Below are 12,227 nucleotides of genomic sequence, written 5' to 3' on the forward strand. Positions count from 1 at the left end.
CGACGCCACAAAGTGAGGCTCCCCAGGAGACACCACGTAGTTCTTATGGCCGTGAAGGCGCGGATGAAAAGCAACTCTGACCATCTTAGTTAAAGTTTACGGCGAGGAGCCCTTGCCGCCAAGTATGAATTTTCACGTTAGAATAAACCTATGCAAACATCTCTGGAGCGAGCCTGGCAAGAGTGGGAGTCTTTTTGCACCGACATGCAGACCCGTATTCAAGAGGCCGTTGCCTCTGGTCTTGAGCCTCGGCCCCCTCAAGACAAAGCACTTCGTGCGGCACTTGCCGCTCTGACCGCCGAGGAGCTTATGCTGTTTCTCGACGATCCTCGTCTTGAGGAACATCCCCCTGAGCCTGGGACTGAGACGGCGTTCTCCACACGCGTTGCGATACTCCTATGTGTCTTACCGCCACACGCCGCGCTCCCGCTGGCCCAGCGCTTTGATGATCCCTGCCGCGCCAAGTCGAATCTCCCACCCCGTGCGTCCTTGGCTCTCTTTCTCACCTTTCGCTGGAAGCAGTTTCTCATCGCAAACCTCCGTCGCGAGGGGGCCTTAATCGCACTCCAAGCGAACCGGTTTCAGATCACCTACTTTGTGGCGCGCTTTGGGGACGAGACCATGAGAGCCCTCCTGAGAACCAGCGATCCACCTGGGCTGACACGCGAGCTTGCTAAAGTGCAGAAGCAGTTTTCCGAGCGCCCACAACCATGAACCGCCAACAGCAGCTCTACCGCCCCCCTGATTTCCTCAAGGACTCTGAGGCGGATGTGGCACGCTGGCTGGCTCAACAAGGCTCTGAGGAAGGGGTGCACCAAATTACACGGATACTACGACCTACTCATTTAGAGCGGAGAGTTGTTCCAGTCTTGATGATAATACTTCTTCTCTATGTACTAGCGACCATAATTGCTCTGTATCTTGAGATTCGATTTAGTTGGTTGTTTTTTTTGTTTTTTGGATTTCTCCCAGGGTTCGTTGCATGGGTTTTGATGGCAAAGTCACCGCGTTCTCGCCTCACTGCGAAGCGGCAAAAATGGTTATGTACTCAGATCATTCAGCGTCTTGAGCTTGGAGGACGAATGATCTCGCTAGGAACATGGATTGCTGGTGTTGACTCGCTAGGAAGAGAACGTCGAAGAGCTTATGACTCTTTTGCACGTCGTCTGGCGACGGCAACCTCAGAAGAGTTACTGGCACTCAGCCTCGACGAGCGTGCAGCGCTCCGTGAACTACTTAAGGAGTGGCCTGGCGAGGCACTCCTGGTCGCGCTTTTACTGGCCCTGGGAACTGCAGGTGACATCTTCGCCAAGCCCTACGCCCGCCGCCTCGTCACCAACCCCAACGAAAGCGAGACCGTCCGCGAAGCCGCCGAAGAGTGCCTCCGTAGCTTGGAGCGTGCCGGATGATCCAGAAGCAAAATGTACGGGATCTCAAACCCCTCAAAGAGCAGCTCCGGGCACGCCTCCAGGGGCACTTTACCTTCCCCGAAACCGTCACCGAGGGCTGGGATAGGGACGGTGCATTGGTTGCCATTGCCGAGCTTTTGGACGAAGAACAGAAAAAGAAGAACACTTCCACAAAGCCCTTAAATCTTTGGCAAAGTTATCTCGTTTCGATCAGTGTAACACTCATGATGGTCGTTCTTACTATCTTTCGAATGTTTCGTGAAGGTAAGCCCCCCAGTAGTTTTCAAGGTTGGCTTTTGCTTCAGGCGTTCTGCGCTCAAACTGTTATTTTTCTCCTGATTCTACTGTGGGAGAAGAGGAAACGTGGGAACCGACCTCAGTCATCTCAGCCATTGCCACTTTCGTCAGATCAGAGAAAACTAGTCCAGATACTCGAAGCGCTACTGGTGCGGGTGGATGAGGTTCGGCTGGTGCCCCAGGTGCTGGAGGCGGCGCGGCGGGTTCCTGAGCTGCCGGTGGGGGTGGGCCGAGACACGTGGAAGCAAGCAGAGGCGGAAGCGCTTGCCCGACTTTTGCCACGGATGACGACAAGTGAGATACAGGCACTCCCCGAAACACAGCGGATATACTTGCGAGGGTGTTTGGAGCGGGAAGTCTCGGAAGATGCCACGGTGGCGATTCTGCTCACACTTGCCTCGGCGCAGGATGCATCGGGTTTTGTGCTGGCGCAGCACTATATGGGTTCGGCTTCGTCGCGGGTGCAACTTGCCGCACAGGAGTGTCTTGCTGCAACCAAAATATAGCTCGTGTGTCTCACTTGTGGCCCTTTGCATAGGGGGAACGATTTTAGCCCATTTCGCCGTATAATAAGGCAGGAAAAAATATGAAAGCTAACACTTCACGCAGCATTCTGGTTGGGGCACTTCTGACCATTGCACTCTCGTTTGTGCCGTATGCCCAGTTTCTCACTTACCCCGTACGACTCTTTGTGACGTTTATCCACGAGGGCGGCCATGCGCTGGCGGCACTGCTCACCGGCGGACTGCCCGTGGCGCTGGGGGTTTCCCCGGATGCGTCTGGGGTGACACTGACGCGTGGGGGACTCGGCGCGGTGATCAATGCGGCGGGCTACTTAGGCGCGACGCTCTATGGGGCGCTGATGCTTGCGGCACTACGGCGAGGCGTGGCTTCTAAAAAACTGCTGGCGATCATGGCGGCCTCGGTAGCGCTGACTCTCCCTCTGGCGCTCTTTGGCCTGATCTCCGCTCCTGGTGCGTTTTTTGCCCTTGTGACGGGGATTCCTATCGCGCTGATTCTGGCCGTTGCCGCCGCAAAACTGGGACGACCAAACCAGGAACTGCTGGTTGGCTTTCTGGGCGTGCAGTGCGTCCTAAATGCCTTCTACGACCTGAAAACGCTCTTCCTGCTCTCCGCGCACACCAATGTCCACACCGATGCGCAGAACATGCAGCAAGCAACCCTCATCCCCGCGATTTTCTGGGCCGCTCTCTGGATGGGCACCGCAGTTGCCATCCTCTGGAGCCTGGTTCTCCGCCCCATGCTGCAGGACTTTAAGGCCGGACGGTAGCCCCAAGGCGCTTGAGGGCTGCGATAACCTCTTCAGTGCGCTGGCGTTTGAGCGAGAGCTGGTAGGCCACGATGGCCTCCGGCTTCTTGCCCTGAGTTTCCAGGAGCCGTCCGGCCTGGTAGGGGGCCTCTGCATCGGCAGTATCTAGCTCCGTGGCTTTTTGCCAGCAACTCAGCGCTTCGGTAGGCTGCTTCGCGTTCTCCAGAGTCCCCGCGCGACGTTTCCAGGCAGGGGCACTCTTGGGATACGTCTCCACGCACTTTTTGGTGAACTCGACAAACTTCTCCGGTGCTGCCTGGCTACGGTACAGCTCTTCTAAGGCACTAACAAGATACGGGTTCGGATTGGTTGTCTCGCTGAGCGCCACTTTCTCAAAGAACTGCGCCGCGGCTTCCGGGCGCTTCTGGTTGGTACGGAGTCGGATGAGTAGGGCGCGGGCCTCGTTAGAGCTCGTTCGGAGCGAGACCAAGTCTTCCGTTTCCTGGATCGCCTGCTCCGTCTTGCCGATGTGCTCGTGTAGCTCGATCAGCGCTAAGCGATACTTCAGGTTGTTCTCTGGGGACTTGGCGATCAGGGCCTTGTAGGTAGTCTCCGCTTCGTCCGGTTTTCCTGCCCGTCCTAGCGCCTCCGCCAGCCGGACTTTGAGTCCTTCGTTGTTGGGCTCCTCGGAAAGTAAGCTCTGGATCTCTTTTGTCTCGTCGCCAAAGCGACCTTTGCGGCGGTAGAACTCCGCCAGCGCCTGCCGGTAGAGGTTGCGGTTCGGGTCGCCTTGGCGCAGGGTGAGGCTACGGATGAGAGTCTGCGCTTCGCCGTCGCGGCCCTGCTCCGCGTAGAGCATCGCCAGCTCGTAGCGTGCCGTGTTGTTCTTAGGATCCCCCTTGATCCAGCGCTCGCGGGTGGCCAGAGCCTCGGATGACTTCTTCTGGGTCTCAAAGAGTGTCACCAGGCCCGCATAGGCTTCGGAGCTGGTGGGCTGCTTGGCCAGAACCGCCTCGAAGTGCCCTTGGGCCTTCTCGTACTGTGCTTGCCGCGTCAGAATGCCGCCTAGACGCAGGAGCGTGTCGGTGTCCGCGATGTCACGGGTCAGCGCTTCCTCCAGAGCCTTCGTCGCCTCATCGAGTTTACTGTCACTCTCCAGAAGCAGCGCCAGCTCTTTGAGGGTCTTGGTGTCTTTGGGGTTGTTCTGGGCAATCGTGCGCAGCTCGGTGGCGGCCTCGCCTCGCCGACCGGCAGACTGGAGCGCGATAGCCAGCTTGCGACGTAGCACATCATCGTTGGGAGTCGCCTTGAGCAGCTCTTGGAAGCGGGGAATGACTTCTGTCCAGGCGTTCTGGACAATCAGGGCTTCGGTCAGGCCGCGCTTGGCCCGGTCATTTTTAGGGTCAAGCTTAAGCGCCCCCTCAAAGACACGTGCCGCTCGCTGACCGTACTCCTTGGAGCTGCCCTGGGAAAGCAACATAAAGCCCATGGTCGCGACATACTCCGCGTTTTTCGGCTCGCGGCCCACGGCGGCTTCGGCCTCTTTGAGTCCGAGAATCACCCGATCCTGGGGCGTACGTCGGATATCTCCCAAGTAGGCCAGCGCGAGGCTATGGCGGACGAGAGCTGCCTCGGGGAACTTCTCACGCAGAAGCTCTAGCTGTTTGAGTGCCCCGCTTGCATCCCCTGCCTGCTCTGCCGCGACAGCGGCATTGAAGCCTGCCCGTAGGTTCTTGGGATTCAGGGTAAAGGCACGCTTGTAGGCATCGCGCGACTCAGCGAAGAGCTTGGTGTCTTTTTTCTCTGCGGCAAGCCGTCCCGCAAGATCCGCCCGCATGAGAAACGCGTTCTCTTCTTTTGGGAATCGCTGTGTGAAGGTGCGTAGGGTTGCGAGTGCATCGCCCGGCTGCTTGGCATCCACTTGCGCTGTGGCAAGCGTCCCCAAGAATGTCGGGTCTTTAGGCTGAAGTGCCGCCAAGCTCTTGAGCGGTGGGATCGCCTCCGCAAAGCGCTTCTGAGCCAGGTAGGCCCCCGCGAGCGTACGCAAGGCATCCGTGTTCTTGGGAGCGAGAGCCAAGGCGCTCTTCGCGGTTGCGATGGCCTCATCCAACCGATTCGCACCCCACTCCAGGCTGGCAAGCTGCGCCACAAATCCCGCCTCTTTGGGCATCAGACGAATGGCCTTTTGTGCGGTTGCAATGGCATCATCAAAGCGCCGCTGCCGTCCTAGGACCATCGCCAAGTTGATCCACCCAACACCGGCTTTGGGGTCTAGCTCCAGCATCTGCCGATACAGCTTCTCCGCCTGCGTGAGCTTCCCTTGGCGAGTGGCCTGGAGCGCTTGGTTAAAATAAAGTGCGGCTTTTTGCTGCGCTGTGGGTGCCGGGGGAGCGGATTGCGAAGCCTTGGGCGGTGCAGGCGGCGTGGACGACTTTGGTTTAGACGAGGAAGGAGGAAGAAACTGCATACTCTTGTTATCTGGGACGCCTAGTTAGCGCGTCAGGTTCCGTGGGGTAAAGGCATGGGGCAGGAGCGCCCCAATCGTCGTTTCGAGTGTCGTGGTGCCACTCTCATTCACACAATGCACGGGGCAGTCCGCATCTGCGAACTCGGCCAGCACCTGGCGACAGGCACCACAGGGCGAGCCCCCATCGCGCGTGGCTACCACAACTGCCGTGATATTTTTCGCTCCCGCCGCGACTGCCGAGAAAACCGCCGTCCGCTCGGCGCAGTTGCAGAGCCCGTAGCTCGCATTCTCCACATTGCAGCCCGAGAACACGCCCACGTCTGTGGCAATCGCCGCTCCGACAAAGTAGTTTGAATAGGGCGCATAGGCCCGCTGGCGCACGTCTAGGGCGTCCTGAATCAGTTCGGAGGTCATCGGCTCTATTCTACCGCCTGGCGAAAGTACGATACACTAGCCACTTGGTATGGCAACACTTTTATCGGCGCAGGGGATTGAGGCGAGAAGCGGGGGGCGGACGCTCTTCACAGGCCTCACATTTGGGATTGAGGACACGGAGCGGCTGGGACTGATTGGGCCAAATGGCGCGGGCAAGTCCACGATGCTCAAGGCACTGGCAGGGATGGGGGATCTGAGCGGTGGGACCGTCTCCATGCGCCGGGGCTTGCAGGTGGGCTACGTGGCTCAGGACGAAGCCTTTGAGGGAGATCAGACCGTGGAGCAGGCGCTCTTCTCGGCGCTCGATGGCACGACGCTGGACGAGACAGAAAAAGTGATGCACGTGGAGATCTCTCTGGCCCAATGCGACTTCCCCGATAGAAATCAAAAAGCCGCCCAGCTCTCAGGGGGCTGGAAGAAGCGTCTCGCGATCGCTCAGCAGCTCCTCAAAGAGCCCGATGTCCTCTTTTTGGATGAGCCGACCAACCACCTGGACCTGCAAGGGGTCGAGTGGCTGGAGGAGATTCTGGAGAACCCGCCGTTTGCCTTTGTGGTGATCACCCACGACCGCTACTTTCTGGAAAACACGACCACGAAGCTCATGGATCTCAACTCTGCCTACGCCGAGGGCTATCTCTCGGTGAAGGGTGGCTATTCGGAGTATCTGGAAGCAAAGGCCGCGTATTTACTGGCACAGGGCCGTAAACAAGACTCGCTGGAGTCCACGGCTAAGGTGGAGCTGGCGTGGCTGCGACGAGGCGCACGGGCACGCTCTACCAAGGCGAAGGGGCGGATCGAGGATGTCGGTGAGGTCTTTGCAGAGCTAGACTCGGTCAAGCGTCGCAACGCGGAGAAGCTGGCAATGGAGAGTGGGTTTAGCGCCTCAGGCCGCCAGACCAAAGAGCTGTTGGTCGCGAAAAACCTCTCGAAGACACTGGGGGGACGCGAGCTATTTTCGGGGCTGGATCTGACCCTCACGCCGGGGCTCAAGCTGGGACTGGTAGGGTTAAATGGCAGTGGTAAGACGACCCTTCTGCGCCTGCTTTTGGGGACACTGGAAGCCGATACAGGGACGGTCAAGCGGGCCGATGGTCTGCGTACTGTCTTTTTCTCGCAGAACCGTGACAATCTGGATTTTAATGTCACACTGCGCAATGCACTCGCTCCGGCCTCCGACACGATCAGCTATCGCAATAGCACGATCCATGTCACGGGCTGGGCCAAGAAATTTGGCTTCCGTGAGGATCAGCTTGGCTCGAAAGTCGGGTCACTCTCGGGGGGCGAGCAGGCACGCCTCGCGATTGCCAAGCTCATGCTCCAGCCTGCTGACTTGCTGGTGCTCGATGAGCCGACCAACGACCTCGATCTCGCCTCTCTCGGCTCGCTGGAAGAGGGCATGGAGAGCTTCCCCGGAGCGCTCGTTCTTGTTAGCCACGACCGGTTTATCCTCGATAAGGTCTGTAATCAGGTGCTGGTTCTGGGCGAGGGCGAGCCGACGTTCTATGCCGACTTCACCCAGTGGGCCGAGCATCGTCGCAACCGAACGGCACCGACTGCGGCCCCCAAAGCACCGAAAGCCGCCACTCCTGCCGTTCCTATCGCACCCCTGCGTCCTCTCAGCACCGCCGAGCGTCGGGAGCTCTCCAAGATCGAAGAGACTATCCACACCGCCGAGGAGAAAGTCAGCGAGATCGAGGCCCGGATGGCCGCTCCGGAGATCGCCACAAACGCCGCCGAGCTTCAGCGCCTCTGGGCTAAAGAGCTACCCACCGCCAAAGCTGCCGTCGAGCGTCTCTATGCCCGCTGGGAAGAGCTAGAGAGCCGCAAATAGATCTACCACAGTGCCGTCGGGGTCGCAGAGCTGAGCGTAACGCTGGCCCCAGAAGGCATCCCAGGGGGCTTTGTGGCTCCAGTAGCCACTGGCGACGGCATGGGCATGAAGCGCATTGACCTCCGCCGGGGATGCGCTCTCAAACGCCAGCCCGATTCGGTTGCCAATCGGGCGTGTCCACTCAGGATCAAACGACTTGACCAACTCCTCCGTGTCCCACATCAGCCGCAGGCCACTGGGCAGCGTTATCTCCACGTGATCCTCGCCCGTCTCGGGCTCGGGAATCTCCAGCCCGAGGAGCCGATAGAAGGCTAGCGCCTTGCTCATGTCCGAAACGACGATACCAATTGCGTTGAGTTGTGCCATAGTGAACTATTGTTCTAGTCAACAGGAAAAGAATCCTGCTGACTAGAAAATTAATTTTGAGATCCCCTACTACTGACCTGGTTTGAGAGGCGGGAGGTCGAGGCGGCGGCGGACTTTGGGGTTGCGAATATCTAAACGAAGAGTATCTGCTTTCTCCGGGTTCGCGTACTGACGATACGACTCCATCAGGGTCGGGCCAAAGCACATGGCGAGCATCGCACCCGCTGCCATAAACGGGACAAAGGGGATTCCAAACTTCAGGCTACGGCCCCGCGCGAGTGCCAGTCCTCCGCCCACAAGAGTCCCCAGAAGGGTGGCAAACATCAGGGAGAGCAGGCCCAACCCCGGCCCTAAAATCGCTCCCAAGCCCAGTGCAAGTTTGACGTCACCAAGGCCCATCGCACCGTGCTGGCCTGTCTCCGCCTCCTCCGCAAACTGATCCGCCTCCGCTGCCGCCGCGGCAATCTCGGCACTAGCAGACGCCGGAAGCCCTAGGTCATCCGAGCGGCAAAAACGGGCGAGGGTCTGCTGCGGGGTCTCGTCACTCCGGCGTGTGATGAAGAAAAAAGCGGTCATCGGAAGCAACAAAAACAGCGTGCCGTAGATTCGCATCATTGGCAGCATGGCGAGCATCGAGAGTACGCACAAAAAGGCTGGTGAGAATGCCAAGCGTGGCGGTGCGTCGGTCGTCGCTGCCTCCGAGATCTCTGGCCCAACAACAGCCATGCCACTCTCCGTGCCGGGGACATCCTCCGAGATAAAGAAGCGGCGTACGGCTGCTAAGAGGGGCTCTCCCGGTGTGCGGGCATAGAAGACAAATCCAAAAAAGGAGACAAGAAAAAGCAGGCCGCCGTAGCACGCCGCTCCGGCAACGGAGAGAGGGAGCCAGCCAAAGTAGAGATAGTTGGTCTTGAACGTCTCCCAGATCCCCTGCTGCGCCGCGACAGTGCCGCAGATCACATCCCGCCCAATTCCCAGTGCCAGTGCAATCCCCGTGAGCTCGTCCGGTGCCATAAAGTGATCCAAGTCAATAAAAACGAGGGCGATCAGCACGGCGGCGACCAGTGCGGTCATCACAAAGTTGATCGTCGTGAGAGGCTGGTAGGGAAGCACAATGCTATGGTAGAGCAGTGCCCAGAAGCAAGCCGTGAAAAGCTCGACACAAAAATAGCGCCAGGAAATGGGCTGCTTACAGTCGCTACATCGGGCACGAAGCGACAGAAACGAAATCAGGGGAATGTTTTCCCAGAACGTGATCAGGTGGTTGCAGTTGGGACAGTGGCTCGCCGGTTTTGAGAGATGCTTTCCCAGCGGAAGCCGGTAGATCACCACATTGAGAAAGGAGCCGACAATGGCTCCATACATAAAGGCAATGGTGTACCAGATACCATCTACCAGTTCGGGCCAAGGAAAATCCATCACAGCATATTATCGGGTAAAAGGCAAAAAAACGAACCCTGATGCCGCGCATCAGGGTTCGTTTTATTTTTGGAGACTTACTTGTCGTCGTCACCGTTGTCGCCGGAGAGACCCTGGATCAGGCCGACGAGAGGAAGGAACATCGCAATCACGATGTAGCCGACGGTGAAACCCAGGAAGACGATCAGCACGGGCTCAATAGCCGCGGTTAGGGACGTAATCGCCGCATCCACCTCGCCGTCGTAGAAGTCGGCGATCTTGGAGAGCATGGTGTCCAGAGAACCTGACTCCTGCCCGATGGAGATCATCTGAACAACCATAGGGGGGAACATCTTGGACTTGCGCAGTGGCTCGGAGATAACGTCTCCTTCGCGGACACGGGCACGAGCATCAAGAATGGCGTCGGAGAGGATCTCGTTGGAGACCGTACCGGCGACGGTTTCTAGCGCCTGGAGGATCGGCACGCCCGAGGACAGAAGTGTCGAGAGGGTTCGGGAGAAGCGGGCAAGGGCCACTTTATGGTTGAGCTTGCCAAAGACGGGGACCTTGAGCTTTGCTCGGTCTGCCACACGCCGCCCGAACTTAGTGCGAGTGAACATCTTAAAGGCAACGACAGATATTCCCACTGAGCCGAGCATGATGTACCACTTCTCAACCAGAAAGTCGGAGAAGATCTTGAGACTCATGGTCATGGCAGGGAAGTCTTCGGCCTTGAGTCCTAGGTCAATAAACATCTTCAGGAACTGAGGGACGATGTAGATTGTCAGGAACATCACGATGCCGAGAGCCACGGTCGAGACAATGATCGGATAGGTCATTGCTGCCTTCACCTTGCGGCGAAGCTCGACGTCTTTTTCGAGGAAAATGGAAAGGCGCTGTAGAGACTCTTCCAGCACACCACCAACTTCTCCGGCGCGGATCAGACCGACAAAGAGATTGGAGAACACCGAAGGGTACTTGCTCATCGCCTTCGAGAGCATGTTACCGGCTTCGACTTCAGCGCGAAGGTCAAAGATAATACGGCGGAGCTTGGGGGACTGTGACTGCTCCGAGAGAACGTCTAGGCAGCGCACCAGAGATACACCGGCATCAATCATGGTAGAGAACTGGCGACAGAAGATCGAGAGATCATCAAGCTTGACCTTCTGGAACTTGTCCATAAAGGTTGGTTCGTTAAGCTGTGCCTTGGTTTTCTTCTTAACGGTCTTCGCAGGGGCTACTTTTTGAACGGAGTAGCCTTGCTCCGTCAGGCGCTGTCGCAGCTCTGCGGGGTTGCTGGCCTCACTGGTGCCGGTCAGTGATTTGCCATCGGTCGCTCTGGCGGTATAGGTGAATGTGGGCATAGAGTCTCTTTCTCCTGCAAGGTAGTACCTAGAATAAACGTGGTATCTTCTCCAACGGTTACGGCCTACCCGGAAATATTATAGGCAAAAATAGTGCTTTCGTCAATCTTTCCGCCACGGCAGGTGTACGGGGGCTCTTTTTCCGTCCTCGCCCACCGGCCCGGCGCTGAAAAGCTCATAGCTCTCGCCTTTCTTTTCGTAGCGAAATGGCTGGCGCGTGTACGGATCAAGCCCCCAGTCTGCCAGCTTCAGCGCCTCCAAGCTTTCCGGAAGTTTCTCCCACTCCCACTTGTACTTTCGGATCGCCGTATGGCAGTAGAGTAGCTGGCACTGGATACGGTTCTGGAGGAAACGGTTCGAGGCAGACCGGTAAACAGGAGAAAGCGAGTTATAGATACCAAGCTCTAGCTCACCCCTGGGCTCCTCGGGAATCTTGGGAGAGCTATGCGGAGCGCTCAGATAGGCAAGCTCCGCCTGGACTCTTGATTTGTTGGCTGCGATAACCTTATCTAAAATCTGACCTTGTCTTTCGGGGTTGTTCCTGATAGCTTCAATCTGCATTCTGGTTCGCTGATAGGCTGCCATTTCTTCGGCAGGTGGGGGAGCACCTGTCTCCGAATCAGGAGTTGGTTCTGTAAAAAGCCCTTCCAGAAACTCAGCCATGTTTTTTCGTCCCATCTCCATAGCTGCCTCAAAGGTCTTCGTCTCTGCGGAGAGACTAGCTAGGGCACTGTCCTTATCCCGCTCAACATGCTCTCTGAGTGTCGTCTGGATTCGGTCACAGTCGCGGGGAGTGCATTGCTCTAGGTGACTTTTGACTCGGGTTAGCAAGATCGAATCAATGGCAATCCCAACTAAACCACCGATCAGAACCTGGGACTTAGGTGCACGCCCTAGATGGAGCCCCTGAGCAAAACTGACGAGTGCAGCGGCGGTTCGTCCTTCGGAAAACAAGACATGCATCTCCGCATTAAGTAGCCGTGCGCTGTCACGAAAGCCAGAAAACTCGGGGAAGGTAGTGAAAAAGTTTAGCTCCCGTTGAGGGGGAGTGGTAGGTTTGAGCATCGCGGCGTCAATCAGAGTGCGTGCTTGACGAACCGGCGGGTCGCCGAGAGCGCGGCGGCGGCTGGTGAGGGTATTTCTCTGCTGCGCCTCAGCCCAGAGCGCACTTGTCTTCAGAAGCTCGGCGGCGCGGACGAAGTCTTCGTAGGCGTTCTTGCCCGTGGGCTGGGGAAAGAGCTGGGAGAGGACGGATTTTTCTTGCACGTAATTCTTAACGTATAAAGAGGCGGGTGCAAGACATTAAAGTGGTGAGGTATCCCCTCTTCTGGGTCGGGCATTCCAGAACGCTTGAAAGACATCCCACTCACCACCCAAAAAGAAACCGCGA

The 12,227-nt window shown here is 57.6% G+C and carries 11 protein-coding genes; 5 read left to right on the forward strand and 6 right to left on the reverse strand.

Going from position 1 to position 12,227, the window contains the following annotated elements:
- The first annotated feature begins 150 nt into the window (after positions 1-150).
- The 4 genes from RMO15_RS08240 to RMO15_RS08255 all read left to right on the forward strand — a co-directional run bounded on the left by RMO15_RS08240 (position 151) and on the right by RMO15_RS08255 (position 2,997).
- On the forward strand, positions 151-714 hold the full coding sequence (locus tag RMO15_RS08240) for a hypothetical protein (RefSeq protein WP_309710410.1): 564 nt from the start codon (positions 151-153) through the stop codon (positions 712-714).
- Positions 715-1,082: 368 nt separating this feature from the next.
- Entirely contained in the window at positions 1,083-1,409 is a 327-nt protein-coding gene (locus RMO15_RS08245) for a hypothetical protein (protein WP_309710422.1), read from the forward strand.
- Entirely contained in the window at positions 1,406-2,212 is an 807-nt protein-coding gene (locus tag RMO15_RS08250) for a hypothetical protein (RefSeq protein WP_309710427.1), read from the forward strand. Before RMO15_RS08245 ends, RMO15_RS08250 begins: the two co-directional genes overlap by 4 nt.
- An 80-nt stretch (positions 2,213-2,292) precedes the next feature.
- Entirely contained in the window at positions 2,293-2,997 is a 705-nt protein-coding gene (locus RMO15_RS08255; RefSeq protein ID WP_309710430.1) for a M50 family metallopeptidase, read from the forward strand.
- Here the strand turns inward: RMO15_RS08255 and RMO15_RS08260 are convergent.
- Positions 2,981-5,443, reverse strand: coding sequence for a tetratricopeptide repeat protein (locus RMO15_RS08260; RefSeq protein WP_309710444.1), 2,463 nt, complete (start codon positions 5,441-5,443; stop codon positions 2,981-2,983). The genes RMO15_RS08255 and RMO15_RS08260 overlap by 17 nt on opposite strands.
- A 24-nt stretch (positions 5,444-5,467) precedes the next feature.
- Positions 5,468-5,857: a cytidine deaminase gene (locus RMO15_RS08265; RefSeq protein ID WP_309710455.1), complete on the reverse strand. Its 390-nt coding sequence runs from the start codon at positions 5,855-5,857 to the stop codon at positions 5,468-5,470.
- Between the two features lie 49 nt (positions 5,858-5,906).
- Here RMO15_RS08265 and RMO15_RS08270 point away from each other — a divergent pair, with 49 nt between their 5' ends.
- Positions 5,907-7,709, forward strand: coding sequence for an ABC-F family ATP-binding cassette domain-containing protein (locus RMO15_RS08270; RefSeq protein WP_309710458.1), 1,803 nt, complete (start codon positions 5,907-5,909; stop codon positions 7,707-7,709).
- On the opposite strand, the gene RMO15_RS08275 is transcribed toward RMO15_RS08270, so the two are convergent.
- The 4 genes from RMO15_RS08275 to RMO15_RS08290 form a co-directional block, all read right to left on the reverse strand.
- Positions 7,692-8,075 carry a VOC family protein gene (locus RMO15_RS08275; protein WP_309710463.1) on the reverse strand — a complete coding sequence of 128 codons (384 nt, stop codon included), beginning with the start codon at positions 8,073-8,075 and terminating at the stop codon, positions 7,692-7,694. The two genes, RMO15_RS08270 and RMO15_RS08275, sit on opposite strands and share 18 nt — an antisense overlap.
- 69 nt (positions 8,076-8,144) lie before the next feature.
- Positions 8,145-9,494: a prepilin peptidase gene (locus RMO15_RS08280; RefSeq protein ID WP_309710466.1), complete on the reverse strand. Its 1,350-nt coding sequence runs from the start codon at positions 9,492-9,494 to the stop codon at positions 8,145-8,147.
- A 77-nt stretch (positions 9,495-9,571) separates the two neighbouring features.
- On the reverse strand, positions 9,572-10,837 hold the full coding sequence (locus RMO15_RS08285; protein ID WP_309710469.1) for a type II secretion system F family protein: 1,266 nt from the start codon (positions 10,835-10,837) through the stop codon (positions 9,572-9,574).
- A 102-nt stretch (positions 10,838-10,939) separates the two neighbouring features.
- Positions 10,940-12,103: a hypothetical protein gene (locus RMO15_RS08290; RefSeq protein ID WP_309710472.1), complete on the reverse strand. Its 1,164-nt coding sequence runs from the start codon at positions 12,101-12,103 to the stop codon at positions 10,940-10,942.
- Positions 12,104-12,227 lie beyond the last annotated feature (124 nt).

The sequence above is a fragment of the Armatimonas sp. genome (assembly GCF_031410135.1).
Classification (GTDB): domain Bacteria; phylum Armatimonadota; class Armatimonadia; order Armatimonadales; family Armatimonadaceae; genus Armatimonas.